This is a genomic window from Pseudomonas sp. RtIB026, assembly GCF_016861355.2.
GTDB lineage: Bacteria > Pseudomonadota > Gammaproteobacteria > Pseudomonadales > Pseudomonadaceae > Aquipseudomonas > Aquipseudomonas peradeniyensis.
In genome coordinates this window covers 4,581,030-4,596,030 of the sequence record NZ_AP023348.2, presented here as the reverse complement: position 1 = coordinate 4,596,030, position 15,001 = coordinate 4,581,030, and the positions used below count along the sequence as shown (strand labels likewise).

The window sequence follows — 15,001 nt, the reverse complement described above, 5'->3', positions numbered from 1 at the left end:
GAACCCCGAACAACAATAACGAGGGACCCGACTATGCCCACCGCCATCCAAGCGTCCAACGCCTGGCGCATTCTGTTCCTGCTGTTCCTGGCCAACCTGTTCAACTTCTTCGACCGCACCATCCCCGCCATCGTCATCGAGCCGATCCGCCTGGAGTGGCACCTGAGCGACTTCCAGATCGGCATCATCGGCACCGCCTTCACCCTGGTCTATGCCATCGCCGGCCTGCCGCTGGCGCGCATCGCCGACACCGGCTCGCGCAGTCGACTCATGGGCTGGGGCCTGCTGGCGTGGAGCGGGCTGACGGCGGTCAACGGCATGGTCGGCAGTTTCTGGAGCTTTTTGCTGGTGCGCATGGGCGTGGGCATCGGCGAGGCCAGCTACGCGCCGGCCGCCAACTCGCTGATCGGCGACCTGTTCCCCGCCGGACGGCGGGCGCGGGCGATGGGCATCTTCATGCTCGGCTTGCCGCTGGGCCTGCTGCTGGCGTTCTTCACCATCGGTGCGATGGTCCAGGCCTTCGACAGCTGGCGCGCGCCGTTCTTCATCGCCGCCGTGCCTGGCGTGCTGCTGGCGCTGTTCATCTTCATGATCCGCGAGCCCGCGCGCGGCGCTGCGGAGACGGTGGCCACCGCCCAGGCCCCGCTGGACCGCCCCCTGCGGCGGGTGCTCAGCGTGCCCACTTTCGCCTGGCTGGTGCTGGCGGGGCTGACCTTCAACTTCGCCTCGTATGCCTGCAATTCGTTCATGGTGCCGATGTTGCAGCGCTACTTTGCGCTGGCGCTGCACGACGCCGCGGTGGCCACCGGGATGATCGTCGGCCTGAGCGGCCTGGTGGGGCTGACCCTTGGCGGCTGGGTGGCCGACAAGGTGCACCAGCGTTTTGCTAACGGCCGTCTGGTGTTCGCCGCGCTGAGCATGTTGGGCGCTACCTTGTGCACCGCCTGGGCGCTGCATGCCGGGCGCATCGAGTTGGGCGTGTTTGTGGCGGTGTTCGGGATCGGCTGGTTGTTCTCGTACAACTTCTACACCTGCGTGTACACCGCCATCCAGGATGTGGTGCAGCCGCGCCTGCGGGCCACGGCCATGGCGCTGTTCTTCGCCGGGCTCTACCTGCTGGGTGGCGGCCTGGGGCCAGTGGTGGTCGGTGGGCTGTCGGACCACTTTGCCGGAGCGGCCATGGCGGCGGCGGGCGAGGTGGCGATGAGCGAGGCGTTCAAGGCCCAGGGGCTGCATGACGCGATGTACCTGATCCCTGTGGCCCTGTTGCTGACCATGGTGTTCCTGCTGGCGGCCTCGCGGTGTTTCAGTCGGGATGCGCAACGGATGCGCGAGGGTATGGTGCTGGATGGGGCAGAGGTGGCGGGGCAGGCCGCACAGGCCTGAACCCCCGTAGTTTGGCCAGATGTCGCGGCTCGATCATCATCGGTTTCATCGTGGCTGATGCCGAGCCAGCCATTGATCATAGGCCGCCGTCATTGTTCGCCACGTGGTGCCGTCGGCCGGCACCAGGTGTTCGATGCGCAGCGAAGCCACGGTGATGTCCTGTGGCATGCCGAAGGTGGTGAAGGTGGACAGAAACCTCAGCTCACCTTCGCCAGACCGCACCCGCGTCAGCACCACCGGTGACAGCGGCGTGTCCGGCATTATGGCGGGAGGTACGGGCAAGCCTTGTAGCCGCCGCGCCAGGTCACGATTGCCCATCGCCTCCCTGGCCGCCCGCTGCCAGGCGATCGCCCGTATCTCATCGGCATTGACCAGATGATCCCCCAGTCCGCCCGGGCGCAGCAGTGTGTCCAGCAGGTTGAGGCCCGAGGTGCTGCTCGTCGGTACCCCGGCCATGGTGAACAGCAACCCGGCACTGGCATTGGCCGCAGTGATGTCCCAGTTGCTGGCGATGACGATGGCCGGTGCGGGGTTGTTGGCCTGCAGGATGTGCTCCAGCGCGTCGAGCACCATCTTCATGGCCGGAGCGTCGGGTGCCGTGGCTGCGTAGCGCGGTGCGTAGCCTGCCGCAAGGAACACATCGTTGCAGTGGTCGAGCGGCACTTCCAGTGCGCTGAGCAGGGCGTGCAGCGTGCTTGGGCTGGCCTTGGCGCGGCCAGTTTCCACGCAGCTCAGGTGGCGTTGCGACAGGCCTGCCAACAGCGCCAGGTCGAGTTGGCTGAGGCCGGCCTGGCGGCGCAGTCGGCGCAGGTGCTCTCCTGCATCGGTGATGGCAGGTGTTTGCGTGGAATGAAAGGGAGAAGGGCTCATGCTGCGACTCTGGCTGTCCTTGGCTGATGCGTCCATGACCTGCGAGGTCATTGAGGCGGGGACGACTCTATCACTACCGTGAAAGCAAGATCGCGTTCATCGAACAAAGCACAACTCTTAGATTTTACTGGGGCTGCGGGGGAGCGGGCTGGTCCCGCGATCACCCGCGTAGCGGGTGCCAGGCTCCGCGGCGCCTGCATCGCGGGGCAAGCCCGCTCCTACAGGTCCCTGCCAAGGAGTCGGACAATGAAAGCTGAATGGATCGCGCTACCAGTGTTGCTGCTGTTTACCCTGTACACCGGCTGGACCCTGATGATTGCGGATCAGTCGCTCATCGCCTTTGGCCTTGACCTGATGTCCCGACCCGATACGGCCCAGGTCGTTATCGACCTGTATGTGATGGCCGGGCTGGGCTGTGTGTGGATGGTAAGCGACCAGCGCCAGCGAGGCGGATCGTTGCTTGGTGTCTTGCCCTATCTGCTGCTGACGGCGGTGTTTGTCTCCCTGGGGCCGTTGCTGTACATCGTGGTCAGGGGCTTTGCGCAGAGGCGCGGGGCATGAGCGGCGCTCTCGCGGTCTATGCCTGCTGCGTGGCGGTGCTGGTCATCGATGGGCGGTGTTCGGCGCAGGGTTCAGCAAGCGCAATTGGGGCTGCTGCGCAGCCCATCGCTGGCAAGCCAGCTCCCACAGGACCGTGCTGCTCCTGAGGATTGCGCTGTACCTGTGGGAACCGGCTTGCCGGCGATGGGCCGCAAGGCGGCCCTGCTAGCACTCGTGCCCGAAGGCCGGCTGTGCTAGCGTGCGCCGCCCAGCCACGAGGCTGCGGGCCGTTGGTTCTCGAATGACAAGGACAGTCGATATGAGCGATACCCCTTCCGTACTCAGGAAACTGGCCATTCGGCTATTGGGGTTGGTCGTGGTGCTGCCCGTGTTTTTGGTAACGGGATACTGCACCACATTCGCCGTGTTCTTGCTCCCGGGGATGATCTATAACGGGTTCAATGACCCTTGGGGCTATCAACTGAATCGCATTGGGTTGGTCATTGTGTTGATCGTAGGCCTTGTCGGCGTGAACACAGGGCTAAAGCTGTACCGGCACTTCCTGCGCAGCACCCGGGCGCCGGAATGGATCGGCTCGGCCTGGGCGGGGCTGGGCTGCGGGGTCGTAGCGAACCTGGCGATCATGTGCTGGTTTCCAGGGTCGCCGTGGTTCAAGGTGTTTCTGGGATGGCCATTGCTGGGCTGCGCGGTGTTTGCCCTGTTGTTGCTGCAAAGCACCGGATGGACAGGGAGCAGCGTCAGTCAAAAAGCCTGACTTCAACGGGTACAGAATGCATCCGGCTTGGGCACAAAGAACCGAGCAAACAATTCAGACTGTGACTTGATGTTCAACTTGGCGTAAATGTTCCGGCGGTGCACTTTCACCGTTTCCGCCGAGAGCGAGAGTTTTCCGGCAATCTCTTTGTTGGAGAAGCCGCTCAGCAGCAGCCTAAGTACATCGCTTTCACGGGTGGTGATCTGCGCGCCCAGCTGGTTCAGTGTTTCCTGCCAGGGCGGTGCCTCGGCAAGGTCCTTCTCGACGTCCACCTCGAAGGCCATGCGCTGGTGCATCAAGGCCGTCACCCAGGGCTTGATGAGGTCGAGGATGGTGATTTGCTCCTGGCTGAAGCGCGCCTTGCTGCCAATGGAGATGCACAGCGTGCGGTCAGCGTCGAGTTGAACGTTGTACTGCGCCTCATCGGCCGAGATGTAGTGCGCGAAATACTGATGGTAGTACTCGGTTTCGAGAAAGTACTCCGGCGCGATATCCAGCAGGTGGAAGAAACCGCTCTGCGGGTTTTCCCGGTTGGCGATGTAGAACGGGTCCAGCAGGTAGAGCCCCTTCACATAACGATGGATAAAGGCGTTGACCTCTTCGGCATCCGCCACCTCGGGCAGGCTCACCACTTCCACTTGCTGGTTGGCGAAGATCAGCACCACCCAGTTGTCGATCTGCACGTACTCGTTCAACACCCGAACCAAGGAGCTCCAGAACGCCGGACGGTCCAGCTGCATGATCAGCTTGCCGATCGATCGGTGCCAGGCCAGGCTTTGCAGGTCGAACGGCATTATCTACCCCTTTTGGGTTAGGCATTCGCGGGTCAGAGGTAAGTATTCCGAGGTATTTACTATCCGGTCCTGCCCGGTATAGTCGCTCACTGGGCCTAGGATGGCCGTGAAGATACATCGATTCGATAAGGATGTTGCATGACAAGGTCACGTTTGCGAACCCTTTTTTCGGCCTCGCTGCTTTGCGCAGGGATCAGCACATCGGTGCTGGCCGCCGAGCCCGGGATGCACCTGTACAACTGGTTCGGGCTGCTTGCGCCGGAGACGCCGAAGGCGTTCGAACAGGAAACCGGCACCCGCGTGCACATGGACGCGTTCGACAGCGCCGACATCATGCAGAGCAAGGTCATGGCCGGGCGCACCGGTTACGACGTGGTGGTGGCGACCTCCAATGTGCTGCCCAGCCTGATCGCCGCGGGCGTGCTGCAGCCGCTGGACCGTGCGCAACTGGGCAACCTGTCGCATATCGACCCCGATATCCTCGCCCAGCTGGCGGTCAACGACCCCGGCAACCGCTACGCCGTGCCCTACCTGTGGGGCACCACCGGCATCGGCTACGACATCGACAAGGTCAAGGCCGCGTTGGGCGACCAGGCGCCGGTGGACAGCTGGGACCTGATCTTCAAGGAAGAGAACATCAGCAAGCTCAAATCCTGCGGCGTGGCGATGCTCGACTCGCCCAGCGAGATCATCTCGATTGCCCTGAACTACCTGGGCCTGCCCAGCAACAGCAGCAACCCGGCGGACTACCAGAAGGCGCAAGACCTGCTGATGAAGATCCGCCCGTACGTGCTGTATTTCGACTCGTCGCGCATCGACACCGACATGGCCGACGGCAATATCTGCGCGGTGGTCGGCTGGGCCAACGGCGCCCTGGCCGCCCAGGCCCTCAACGAGAAGAACAACACCGGGCGGCGGATCGGCTACAGCCTGCCGCGCGAAGGCGCGCTGGTGTGGTCGGAAAACCTGGTGCTGCTCAAGGATGCGCCCCATCCCAAGGCAGGCATGGCGTTCATCAACTACATGATGCGCCCGGAAGTGATCGCCAAGACCTCGAACCACACCCTGTACCCCAACGCCAACAAGGACGCCACCCAGTTCGTCGAACAGGCGCTGCGGGACAACCCGTGGATCTACCCCGACAAGAAGACGGTTGCCACGTTGATCCCGCTCGAGCCGCTGCCGTTGAAACTGGAGCGGATCCGCACACGGGTCTGGACCAAGGTGAAGAGTGGCGTTTGACCTGAATTGACGTGTCGCCCGCTGCCCGGTGCAAGGGAGTACCGGACAACGCGTTGACCAAGGTTGCCTGCGGCCGATTGCTTCAAGCACCAGCGAACACCATCGTCTCGCGGTATCCGGCTGCCCAGCCGAGGCGGTCGATGGACTTGCGCACCTGATTTCATCTTGAGCCGGAGGAGAACAGTGGATGTTCAGCCCAGCCCATAAGACACACTTGAACTTGACGATCGAAGGTGTGGAGCACGATTTCCAGGTGCTCGGCTACACCGGGGAAGCGGTGGCCAACAGGCCTTTCTTTTTCAACGTGGAACTGGCCAGCGAATGGCCTGACCTGAACCTTGAACGCTTCCTCGACCACGAGGCGTTCTTCAGCTTCGACATGAACGGCAATGGCATCCATGGGCGGATCTACCACATCGCACCGATGGGGCAGGCCCCGTGTTCGGCGCGTTACAGGTTGACCCTGGTGCCGCATTTGTCCTACCTGCGTCACCGCATCAACCAGCGGATCTTTCAACAGTTCTCGGTGCCCAGGATCGTCGCGTTGATATTGGAAGAGCATGGGATCGTGGGAGACGCCTATCGCTTCGAGCTGAGTGCGAGCTACCCCGAGCGCGACTATTGCACCCAATATGGCGAAACGGATCTGCACTTCGTCCAGCGCTTGTGTGAAGAGGAGGGCATCCGTTTTCACTTCCAGCACAGTGCCCAAGGCCATGTGCTGGTGTTTGCCGATGGTCAGGCGGTGCTGCCGTGGGGCGTGCTGTATCGCCCGCCCCTGGTTCATGCCAAACCACGGGTGGTGGAGAACCAGACCGCCGTGGTCATTGCCGTGGAGGATGACGAGAGCCGGTGTGATCGGCGCCTTGCCCGGATTCAGGTCAAATTTCCCTGGGATCCTGAGGACAGGTTTGACGATAAGAGCTGTTGCTGGCTGCCGGTGGCTTCCGATTGGTGTTGTGCGGTCACGCCTCCGCGAGCGGGGATGGAGGTGATGGTCTCGTTTCTCGGAAACGATCCTGACCAGCCGCGGGTCAGTGGGTGCCTGTGTTGCCGATAGCCTCATTCCGGCCACGGCAGCTTTATCCGAAATTATTCCAGGCCGATAATTATTGGCATCCCATAATTGCGAATAAACCCATGGCTGACGATTCCCTGCCCCCCGGTGGTGCGCACCGATGAACATCGACTCTCGATATGGCGTGATTACCGTCGTTGACGAGCCCACCTACACGTTCGACTCCACAGACAATATCCGGTGTTATGCGCGGGAAATCATCCTGGGCGACGATGGCGTGTCATCGGTTCATGGCGTAATGCTGGGCGACACCGGCCTGCTGGTGGTCGGTGCCGGCGGGGGCGGGGCAGGAGTACATGCACAGTCGGCGCTGGTGATCGACGACAAGCTGCTATTGGCCGTGGGCAACCAGGTTGCCTGCGTGTCGCTGACCCCTCCCCATGACCTGCTTTGGTCGCGCAAGGTGGATCTGGCGACGTGTTTCGGTCTCTATTGGGCAGCGCGGCAGCGTGCTCTGATTTCGCACGGCGAGCTGGAAATCACAGGTTTGTCTCTTGAGGGCGACGTTATCTGGAAGGCCATGGGTGCCGACATCTTCACCGGGCGCTTTCAGCTGGCGCCTGATCATGTGGAGGTCGTGGATTTCTACGACACCATCTACCGTTTTGATGTGGTGACGGGGGAGGCATTGAAAGGCAGTTGATGCATGGAGCCGATTGTACGTCCCCATGCAATCCTTCTGCGTCCTGCCCTGTCGTGTTCTCCTTTAATCGATAACCAGCTCCCATATACCACTGGCATGCTCGATCCGCTCACCCGGCAACCGGATGCGCTGGTTGGCGCTGTAGTCATGGAAGGCGCGGGCCTTTCCGATCAGCGACAGGTCCAGGGTCACGCTATGCCGTGACTCGCCGCGCCCGGCCTCGAACAACGTCCGGCCATACGGGTCCACCGCCAGGCTCGCCCCCACGAACACGCAGCCATCCGGCCCATCGCCCACGCGGTTGGCGACCACGGCGAACACCTGGTTCTCCATCGCCCGGGCCATCACCGACACCCGGTGCACATGATCCTCCGGTTCGGCCAGGCCATCGGTGATCAGCATCAAATGCGCGCCCAGGGCCTTCAGTGCCCGCGCCGTCTCGGGGAATTCGCTGTCGTAGCAGATCAGCAGGCCCAGGCGCACGCCGCGCCATTCGACGGTGGCGAAGCGGTCGCCCGGTACCACGATGCCGTGCTCCGGCAACCACAGGTGGGTCTTGCGGTAGGTGAGCAGGATGCCTTCGGGGGCGATGAACAAGGTGGTGTTGTAGAAGGTGCCGCCGTCGTTCTCGTACAGCCCCAGCACCACCGCGACATTGTGCTGGCGCGCCGCCGCGACCACTGCCTGCACGGCATCGCCGTCGATGGCCTCGGACAGCATGCCGACATCGTCCGCGGTGAGGAAACCGGTCAGGTGCGACTCGGGGAACAGCAGGATATCGGTGTCCGGCGCGCACTGGGCCAGGGCCTCGAGGATGGCGCGCAGGTTGTGGGCGGTGTCGCCGTCGCGGGTTGTCGTCTGTACCACTTCGATCTTCATGGGCAATCCGTCTCGCTGGGCCCGACCCTTCCGCGGGCGAGTGACATTTGCGAAGGGTGGTGCAAGTATGAAAACAATCACTGGCAAAACAATCACTTCGACGGGTTAACCCGGGGGTAGGGCATGAGCTTGAGCCTGCAGGATCTTTCGTGGCACCAGGGTGTGGGCCAATGCATCGAACACCTCGACCGGCCGAGCTTCTGGCGCACCCTGGCGACGCTGCTCGGCGACTTCGTCGAGGTGGATACCTGGGTGGCGCTGCTGTTCAGCCACGACAAACCGCTGATCTTCGACCAGAGCCCTTACGAGCGCGAGGGCATCGACCCGCTGGTGAGCGAGTACGCCAACGGCCTGTACCTGCTCGACCCGTTCTACATCAGCAGTCGCGAGCGGCCACTGACCGGCCTGGTGCGCCTGGCCGACGTAGCCCCGGAGCAGTTCCAGCAGACCGACTACTACCGCCTGTACTTCACCCACAACGTGGTCGCCGACGAGGTGCAGTTCAACCTGGCCCTGGGCGATGGGCGTACGCTGTGCCTGTCGCTGGGCGGGCGCTCACGTTTCGACGCCCAGGCCATCGCCCAGCTGGAGCTGGTGCGCCCCTGGCTGATCGGCCTGCTGCGCCAGCGCCTGCACTTCGAGCAACTGCCCGAGCGCGCACCGGCCAAGCCCGCGCTGGGCCTGGCCCAGGGGCGCGACGAGGCACGGCGGCAGCTGGAGTCGGTGCTCACGGCGCGGGAGCTGGACGTGGTGCGGCTGATCCTGTCGGGGCATTCGAACAAGGAGACGGCCATCAAGCTCCAGCTGTCGGCCGAGACGGTGAAGGTCCATCGACGCAACGTGTACCGCAAGCTGGACGTGAACTCCCAGAGCGAGCTTTTTTCGCTGCTGTTCCTGGCCGGCGAAGACCTCGCCAGCCTGCAACCGGCGCCGTGATTCCCCCGCGCCATTACCCCCAGGTTAATCCTTCGACGTTATAGGAATCCGCACCGGGATCCGCATACTGGCCCTGCACCTTGTAGGCGCGGGCTGGCCCCGCGATCACCGGCAAAGCCGGTGCCTTCCCCCGAGTAACTTGCTGTGCACGCCGTCCCTGCGCCCGCGCGCAGCCAGACCGGCTGGGCAATTTCCTAGAACAATCACAAGAGGATGACCCATGGCTCATTTCGCTCACGGCCTGGCCCGTGGCATCGCCCCTGCGCGCCAGGAGGCCACCCATGCCTGACGCCACCCCCGCAAAACTTTCCCTGACCTCCCTGACCGTCTTCGGCCTGGCCTACATGTGCCCGAGCCTGGCCATGGTGATCTTCGGCGTGATCTCCGAGCGCAGCGACGGCATCGCCCCCAGCGCCTTCCTGCTGGCCACCGGCGCCATGCTGCTGTCGGCCCTGAGCTACGCCAAGCTGTCGCGCCTGTTCCCGGTGTCCGGCTCGGCCTACTACTACGCCAAGCGCCTGCTCGGCCCCGGCTGCGGCTTCGTGGTCGGCTGGGCGGTGCTGCTGGCCTACCTGTTCATGCCCGTGGTCGCCTGGCTGCTGCAGTCGGTGTTCCTCAACGCCCAGTTCCCGCAGGTGCCCACCTGGGGCTGGCTGCTGATCAACATCGGCCTGACCACGGCGGTGACCGTCAGCGGCATGACCCTGACTGACCGCCTGAACAAAGTGCTCACGGTCTTCAGCGTGGCCCTGGTGCTGCTGTTCATTGGCTACTGCCTGCGCTATGTGGCCGGCCAGCCCCAGGTCGGCTTCACCCACCCCGTATGGAACGAACACAGCACCTTGACCGGCCTTACCGCCGCCGCCGCCATCGCCGCCTATTCGTTCCTCGGTTTCGACGCTGTGACCACCCTGGCCGAGGAGGCCGAACAGCCCAAGCGCGACATCCCCCGGGCGGTGCTGCTGGTGATCAGCGTGGGCGGGCTGCTGTTCACGGCGGTGGCCTACCTGATGCAACTGAGCCACCCCGGTGGCCAGTTCGCCGACCCAGAGACCGCGACCTACGCACTGTCGATCAAGGTGGGCGGGCAGTTCTTCGCCGACTTCGTCAATCTCGGCGGCATCGTCGCCGGCTTCGCCTCGTGCCTGGCGGTGCAGGTCAGCGCCAGCCGCTTGCTGTACTTCATGGGCCGCGAAGGCGTGCTGCCGCCGCGTTATTTCGCCAAGCTGCAGGGCAGGGCGCGCACGCCGGTGTTCAACCTGCTGCTGATTGCCGGGCTGGGGTTGATCGGGATCGGCGCGGATGTGAGCTCGGCCGCTTCGCTGATCAACTTCGGCGCGTTTCTGGCGTTTGCGGCGGTGAATGTCTGCGTGATCGCCTACTACCTGCGTGAGCGGCGCAAGCAGCGGTTGAGTGGGGTGGGGTTCGTGGTGTTTCCGCTGCTGGCGATTGGAGTGAACCTGTATCTGCTGTCGCTGTTGAGCACGGTGGTGATACTGGCCGGGGTGGCTTGGCTGGTGTGTGGCGGGTTGTACCTGATGTGGCTGACGGCGGGGTTCAGCAAGCCCACGCCGGGGCTGATGGAGGTCGAGACCTGAAAGGGCGGTGCGGCCGAATGCAGGTAATTTGTCGATTCCGGCACGGTCTTCGACCAAGGCGTGCCAATCATTCAATAGCGAGGTGTCGTACGGGCACCCCGCTCCCGGTGCTGCGCTATACGGCTATTGTCCGTACGACCTTGACTCGTTGGCGGCGTACGGCTATCATCCGTATCAGTTGTCAGCGTTTGTCTGGCAGCGCTAAGTACTAAACGTGCAAAGGAGGATAACAAGAGTTTAATAAAGTATTTCAGACTAAATATATTGCAGATTTTATATATTGAGATGTTATACCCAGCAAGGGTAATTATATGATGATTTTGGATGGTATATATATTCGTTTTGTGTTTGTAACATGTGCCCAATGAGCTAAGGAGAGTGGATAGGAGAAGATAAATGACCAATAGAGTGTTGGAAAGAACCACCAAGACCGCCCGCGTTGAGTTGAAAACCAGCGATGAGGCAAAAGACACCATCCGCCAAGCTGCGGCGGCCTACGGGCTTGACCTGAGCTCTTTTATTCTTTCCGCTGCTATCGAGCGAGCAGAGATGGTACTGGAACGTCAAAGGCGGCGAGAGCTGTCTGAGGCGGGATGGACCAGATTGAATGAGGTGCTCAATAGTCATTCCGCGCCGACCCCAGCATTGGTTTCACTGATGCGAGGTAAATCGAAGAATGAGCGCAACACCACAAGAGAAAGACGCCGAGAGCACTAAGCGCTGCGAGCCCGTCGAAGTCACCTATGGTCGCTTTGACCCCAGCGTTAGTTACGGCGCTCAAAAGAAGTTTGACTGCGGGAACCCGATCATTAACGGGTATTTTCAAAACGGTCTCAAACCTGCCGTGAAAAAAGGCGACTGTGCGTGTATTGTCGCCACGGGGACTGATGGCCTGTTTATTGGTGCATGCACCTTTTCGGCTTACAGCTTGCATCGTGAGAAACTCAAGGGCAGCTACGAGCGGAGCTTGCCGTCGGATGTTTCGGTCATGCGGCTGATCATGCTGGGTGTGCGTGCCGATTACCAGAAGCGGGACATCGGAAAAGAGCTGATGGCCAATTTCCTCGAAGCTGTCGCCCACGCTCATGCGCATGTGCCATTTCGTGGGGTTTACCTCGACTCGCATCCTGATGCAGTGAAATTCTACAAGAGCTTGGGGTTTCAGCCGTTGGAGGCGCCTTCTGGCCCTGAAGGCGAAGTGCCCATGCTCCTGAAGATCGAAGACATTTTTGCTGCCTTCGATTAAGTAATGGTCCAAGTGCTACAGGCTAAGGGACGGGCAGAGCCCGTTCTTGGTCTGTATCAAGCTGTTGTTGTTGCTACGGCCATCGGCGGTTTCCGATGACGGGGTTGTCAGGCGTCGAGCGGGACATACAACGGAGCAGGGGAGAGGGTGGATATCCAACTGCCTCATTCGTAGTCCATTCTCAATGCCTGCCCCTGGACCGCCAGCTCATTTATCGCAGCCCGGCTGATATCGTCACGCTTGTTCTTGTAGGCAATCAGGTCAGAGAACAAGATGTATCGTTTTTCGTTAGTGCCGGTATGAGATATCGCACCCTCATCCAACAGCGTCATCAAATGCTGGCAAGAAACGTTGAGGGCATGGGCGGCTTCCTGAATGGTCAACGTGGATTTCTCCATGATGATGGTGCGTTCCACGCCATGGAATTCATCACGAAGCTTCTGATACCCCAACCGTGCATAGAAGCCTTGGGCAGTGATGGATGAAGGAACGCGCAGTGCCGTGACCCCCGCCCTGATCGCCGCTGCATGGATGGCCTCCATCAGCAGTCTGCCAATACCCATCCCATGATGGGTGGGCGCGACAAACACTGTCCTGACCACCTCGCCATCGAGGCTTGCCGTTCCTAGCAGATTGTCCTGGTTGACTGCCACGAATACCACTCGGCTATCGAGCAATGCACTGACCGCTACAGGTGAAAAGTTCTGTTCTACCTGGGCGATCGCCTCTGCCGGGTAATCCTGCGAGTTGGATTCGCGCAGCGCCGCGATCACGATCCGGCTGATGGCTTCTGCGTCTTCGCGCTGAGCGCGGCGGATATGACATTCCATGGACGTATCCCTCTGCTCCAAGGCGTATCGCAATCCCTTGTAGGAGCGGCCTTGTACCGCGAAAGGGCCGCAAAGCGGCCCCAGATTTCAGCATCATGCACCATTGCCGGGGCTGCTACGCAGCCCTTTCCGGCCGGTCCGACGCCTCGGCAAGGCCGCTCCTACAGAGCCCGCATGTACCTGGAGGTCAGTGCTTCATCCCCAACTCCGCATCATCCATCAGCGCCTTGGCCAGCGCACTCAGGTAATACGATGCCCAGATCAACTGAGGCTTCTCCTCCATGATCCCGGTGATGGTTAGGTCGCATACGCAGCCCATCAACTCCGAAGCCTGTTCTCGTGCGTGCTGGCAAGGGATGCCGGGTTCGATGCAGAACAGCGGGTCGGTATGCTTTTCACCCTGGTAGAACTTGGTCTTGCCCACCGTGGTGTGGGGCGTGGTGTCGTCTGTGCTCATTGCTCAATCTCCCTGAAGTTGTTGGCGCCTGGTCTGGACTTTTCGCGGGCAAGTCGCATCGGCGCACCACCCACACAGGATCATCGCGGTCTTCCAGAATGGCGCTGTGCCTGTGGGAGAATCTGTCTTGCTTAGATTCTTCAATTTGGTGCGATCCCTGTGGGAGCGGGCTTGCCCGCGAATGCGTCAGTCCAGGCAATACCTGTCTCGCAGATTAGTGTTGTGTCTGCGGCTGCGCCGACAGCATCTGCACCTGAATCAACGCCGACTCGAGCAGCACCCGCAGCGCCTCCATTTCATGCATCGCGGCCATGACCAGGATCGACACGGGCGACTTGGGATGCAGCAGAACAGCCTGATGCGCCACGGTCTGCGCGCACAGGGCGTACTCCGTGGCCTGGATGATGGTGTCTTCGAGGGAGTGGTGGTTGTGGGGTGGATCGGGAACTATCTTCAGCATGGTTTTGTGCCCTTTGATGGGGCCGCTACCGGACTGCTGTCAAACAGGTAGGTGGCAGCTATGCATAGGTTGACAGACCGGCGGACACAAAAACCGGCGCACGCAAGCGTGCCCCATGCACAGCCGCCATAGAGGGCAAGCAGTGCAGGTGTCGCGTCGCGGCCTGTCAAAGCCGATCGCTGATATGCAGCGACCTGCCGAGACTAGAGCGCTGGCAGGGCGATCGCAACGGGAAATAGGAGGTCGGAGTATCTTTGGGAAATGGACTACAAGAAATAGGCTAAATCTGAGTTTTTCTTGTAGAGGTAGGTTATAGTAAGACTTTTCCGGATACGATTTTACCTTCGCGCCCGATCAGCGGGAAGTCGAGGTTTGGAGCATAAATCTGCTTGTTCGCTGAATACGCCATTCTTGCATTTAGAGTGGCAATAAGTTTCTGGCCGGCTTGAAGAGTTCTTGATTTGTCGGAAAAGTTGCCAAGAAGCGAAACGTTTTTGGCGATCGGAAAATATATGAAGGTGTTTTTTAGGCCGAAGCCGGGAGAGTTTCGGAAGAAGGGTGGTACTTTGTCCGGTTCATGGTAATCAAGGAGGACTGGTCGGTCGGTGGTGATTATCGCTCCTGAATCGGTGTTGGCTCTAATTAAAGACCAGTCGCGCATCATAAGCAAAGAGACGACGGGTTGCAGCATTTTCATCTCTACTTGGATATGGTGCTCTCTGGCTACTTCAATGGTGTAGGGTTTTTCTTTGTGAAATTTCACCATGTCTTCATAAGTAATGTTGTCAGACAGCGTGCCCCCGTTTTTTCGAACTTGCTCAATTTGAGACTGCCAGCGCTCTTTGGTTGCCAAAGATATGCTCATGATGCGCTCAACTATTTCAGCTTCGATCTGGCGCATGTTTTCACGCATCTGTGGGGATCGTATAGCTAGCAAGCCAATGAGCGTAAGAATGGTATCTTTCTCTTTTCCTGCAAAGCTAGCCCCTTCGGTGACGGCTTTTAATGATATTGCTGCGTCGCTCTCAAAATCTGCCAAGGATTTTTCAAGAATATTTTGGTCCACACCTTCAATGTCAATTCGGTTGAAGTCACGTGCTCCGCCAACATTTCTAGGTGTGGTTTCAAAATGTTTTTTCTGGGAGAGATCGATAACTGTCAGTTTGGAGTTCTTGCTGCCATTGTTTGTGAACCCTCGGAGGTAGCACTGTGAAAGAAAGTGATGCTGCCTGGCAGTCATTTTGCCCTCCTGGCTTTGGGCGTTCGA

17 protein-coding genes and 1 pseudogene are annotated in these 15,001 nt (G+C 60.6%); 10 read left to right on the top strand and 8 right to left on the bottom strand.

Translation table 11 applies throughout. The annotated features are described in order from the left end of the window. Positions 1-33 precede the first annotated feature (33 nt). Entirely contained in the window at positions 34-1,386 is a 1,353-nt protein-coding gene (locus PRtIB026_RS20600) for a spinster family MFS transporter (protein ID WP_203651869.1), read from the top strand. 45 nt (positions 1,387-1,431) lie between these two features. Here the strand turns inward: PRtIB026_RS20600 and PRtIB026_RS20595 are convergent, their stop codons facing one another. Then, positions 1,432-2,256 (bottom strand): helix-turn-helix domain-containing protein, encoded by an 825-nt coding sequence (locus PRtIB026_RS20595; protein WP_203651870.1) that lies wholly within the window; start codon positions 2,254-2,256, stop codon positions 1,432-1,434. Positions 2,257-2,502: 246 nt separating this feature from the next. On the opposite strand from PRtIB026_RS20595, the gene PRtIB026_RS20590 reads away from it, so the two are divergent. Both PRtIB026_RS20590 and PRtIB026_RS20585 read left to right on the top strand, forming a co-directional pair. Next, on the top strand, positions 2,503-2,817 hold the full coding sequence (locus PRtIB026_RS20590; protein WP_203651871.1) for a DUF2834 domain-containing protein: 315 nt from the start codon (positions 2,503-2,505) through the stop codon (positions 2,815-2,817). A gap of 298 nt (positions 2,818-3,115) precedes the next feature. Beyond that, positions 3,116-3,571: a hypothetical protein gene (locus PRtIB026_RS20585; protein ID WP_203651872.1), complete on the top strand. Its 456-nt coding sequence runs from the start codon at positions 3,116-3,118 to the stop codon at positions 3,569-3,571. 2 nt (positions 3,572-3,573) lie between these two features. Here PRtIB026_RS20585 and PRtIB026_RS20580 read toward each other — a convergent pair whose 3' ends face one another. Continuing rightward, the gene (locus PRtIB026_RS20580; protein ID WP_203651874.1) at positions 3,574-4,365 is read right to left on the bottom strand and encodes a helix-turn-helix transcriptional regulator; all 792 of its coding nucleotides are present in this window, start codon (positions 4,363-4,365) and stop codon (positions 3,574-3,576) included. 138 nt (positions 4,366-4,503) lie between these two features. Here PRtIB026_RS20580 and PRtIB026_RS20575 point away from each other — a divergent pair, with 138 nt between their 5' ends. From PRtIB026_RS20575 to PRtIB026_RS20565, 3 genes are all read left to right on the top strand, one after another. After that, positions 4,504-5,607, top strand: coding sequence for a polyamine ABC transporter substrate-binding protein (locus tag PRtIB026_RS20575; protein ID WP_203651876.1), 1,104 nt, complete (start codon positions 4,504-4,506; stop codon positions 5,605-5,607). A gap of 187 nt (positions 5,608-5,794) precedes the next feature. Next, on the top strand, positions 5,795-6,667 hold the full coding sequence (locus tag PRtIB026_RS20570) for a contractile injection system protein, VgrG/Pvc8 family (protein ID WP_203651879.1): 873 nt from the start codon (positions 5,795-5,797) through the stop codon (positions 6,665-6,667). 118 nt (positions 6,668-6,785) lie between these two features. Next, a complete protein-coding gene (locus tag PRtIB026_RS20565; RefSeq protein ID WP_203651880.1) occupies positions 6,786-7,328 on the top strand; it encodes a hypothetical protein in 543 nt (180 codons plus the stop codon). Between the two features lie 63 nt (positions 7,329-7,391). Here PRtIB026_RS20565 and PRtIB026_RS20560 read toward each other — a convergent pair whose 3' ends face one another. After that, positions 7,392-8,207: a carbon-nitrogen hydrolase family protein gene (locus PRtIB026_RS20560; RefSeq protein ID WP_203651882.1), complete on the bottom strand. Its 816-nt coding sequence runs from the start codon at positions 8,205-8,207 to the stop codon at positions 7,392-7,394. 123 nt (positions 8,208-8,330) lie between these two features. Here PRtIB026_RS20560 and PRtIB026_RS20555 point away from each other — a divergent pair, with 123 nt between their 5' ends. From PRtIB026_RS20555 to PRtIB026_RS20540, 4 genes are all read left to right on the top strand, one after another. Next, positions 8,331-9,143 (top strand): helix-turn-helix domain-containing protein, encoded by an 813-nt coding sequence (locus PRtIB026_RS20555; protein WP_203651883.1) that lies wholly within the window; start codon positions 8,331-8,333, stop codon positions 9,141-9,143. Positions 9,144-9,424: 281 nt separating this feature from the next. After that, entirely contained in the window at positions 9,425-10,741 is a 1,317-nt protein-coding gene (locus PRtIB026_RS20550) for an APC family permease (RefSeq protein WP_203651884.1), read from the top strand. 396 nt (positions 10,742-11,137) lie between these two features. Then, a complete protein-coding gene (locus PRtIB026_RS20545) occupies positions 11,138-11,458 on the top strand; it encodes a DUF1778 domain-containing protein (protein ID WP_203651885.1) in 321 nt (106 codons plus the stop codon). Further along, entirely contained in the window at positions 11,418-11,987 is a 570-nt protein-coding gene (locus PRtIB026_RS20540; RefSeq protein ID WP_203651886.1) for a GNAT family N-acetyltransferase, read from the top strand. Before PRtIB026_RS20545 ends, PRtIB026_RS20540 begins: the two co-directional genes overlap by 41 nt. Positions 11,988-12,151: 164 nt before the next feature. Here the strand turns inward: PRtIB026_RS20540 and PRtIB026_RS26495 are convergent, their stop codons facing one another. The 5 genes and pseudogenes from PRtIB026_RS26495 to PRtIB026_RS20520 form a co-directional block, all read right to left on the bottom strand. After that, complete coding sequence (locus PRtIB026_RS26495) at positions 12,152-12,319, bottom strand: hypothetical protein (protein WP_324256569.1); 168 nt, start codon at positions 12,317-12,319, stop codon at positions 12,152-12,154. A gap of 57 nt (positions 12,320-12,376) precedes the next feature. Continuing rightward, positions 12,377-12,817: pseudogene (locus tag PRtIB026_RS20535) on the bottom strand (GNAT family N-acetyltransferase); the annotation flags it as partial. A gap of 187 nt (positions 12,818-13,004) precedes the next feature. After that, positions 13,005-13,274, bottom strand: coding sequence for a DUF3077 domain-containing protein (locus PRtIB026_RS20530; RefSeq protein ID WP_011534690.1), 270 nt, complete (start codon positions 13,272-13,274; stop codon positions 13,005-13,007). A 214-nt stretch (positions 13,275-13,488) separates the two neighbouring features. Then, positions 13,489-13,734, bottom strand: coding sequence for a hypothetical protein (locus PRtIB026_RS20525; RefSeq protein ID WP_203651888.1), 246 nt, complete (start codon positions 13,732-13,734; stop codon positions 13,489-13,491). 310 nt (positions 13,735-14,044) lie between these two features. Next, on the bottom strand, positions 14,045-14,974 hold the full coding sequence (locus PRtIB026_RS20520) for a DUF4238 domain-containing protein (protein ID WP_203651890.1): 930 nt from the start codon (positions 14,972-14,974) through the stop codon (positions 14,045-14,047). Positions 14,975-15,001: the final 27 nt, after the last annotated feature.

Coding starts and splice junctions, on each gene's coding strand:
- PRtIB026_RS20565 (WP_203651880.1), top strand. CDS start 6,786: ATGAACATCGACTCTCGATATGGCGTGATTACCGTCGTTGACGAGCCC.
- PRtIB026_RS20585 (WP_203651872.1), top strand. CDS start 3,116: ATGAGCGATACCCCTTCCGTACTCAGGAAACTGGCCATTCGGCTATTG.
- PRtIB026_RS20545 (WP_203651885.1), top strand. CDS start 11,138: ATGACCAATAGAGTGTTGGAAAGAACCACCAAGACCGCCCGCGTTGAG.
- PRtIB026_RS20580 (WP_203651874.1), bottom strand. CDS start 4,365: ATGCCGTTCGACCTGCAAAGCCTGGCCTGGCACCGATCGATCGGCAAG.
- PRtIB026_RS20560 (WP_203651882.1), bottom strand. CDS start 8,207: ATGAAGATCGAAGTGGTACAGACGACAACCCGCGACGGCGACACCGCC.
- PRtIB026_RS20590 (WP_203651871.1), top strand. CDS start 2,503: ATGAAAGCTGAATGGATCGCGCTACCAGTGTTGCTGCTGTTTACCCTG.
- PRtIB026_RS20540 (WP_203651886.1), top strand. CDS start 11,418: ATGAGCGCAACACCACAAGAGAAAGACGCCGAGAGCACTAAGCGCTGC.
- PRtIB026_RS20600 (WP_203651869.1), top strand. CDS start 34: ATGCCCACCGCCATCCAAGCGTCCAACGCCTGGCGCATTCTGTTCCTG.
- PRtIB026_RS20555 (WP_203651883.1), top strand. CDS start 8,331: ATGAGCTTGAGCCTGCAGGATCTTTCGTGGCACCAGGGTGTGGGCCAA.
- PRtIB026_RS20575 (WP_203651876.1), top strand. CDS start 4,504: ATGACAAGGTCACGTTTGCGAACCCTTTTTTCGGCCTCGCTGCTTTGC.
- PRtIB026_RS20525 (WP_203651888.1), bottom strand. CDS start 13,734: ATGCTGAAGATAGTTCCCGATCCACCCCACAACCACCACTCCCTCGAA.
- PRtIB026_RS20520 (WP_203651890.1), bottom strand. CDS start 14,974: ATGACTGCCAGGCAGCATCACTTTCTTTCACAGTGCTACCTCCGAGGG.
- PRtIB026_RS20595 (WP_203651870.1), bottom strand. CDS start 2,256: ATGAGCCCTTCTCCCTTTCATTCCACGCAAACACCTGCCATCACCGAT.
- PRtIB026_RS20530 (WP_011534690.1), bottom strand. CDS start 13,274: ATGAGCACAGACGACACCACGCCCCACACCACGGTGGGCAAGACCAAG.
- PRtIB026_RS26495 (WP_324256569.1), bottom strand. CDS start 12,319: ATGACGCTGTTGGATGAGGGTGCGATATCTCATACCGGCACTAACGAA.
- PRtIB026_RS20570 (WP_203651879.1), top strand. CDS start 5,795: ATGTTCAGCCCAGCCCATAAGACACACTTGAACTTGACGATCGAAGGT.
- PRtIB026_RS20550 (WP_203651884.1), top strand. CDS start 9,425: ATGCCTGACGCCACCCCCGCAAAACTTTCCCTGACCTCCCTGACCGTC.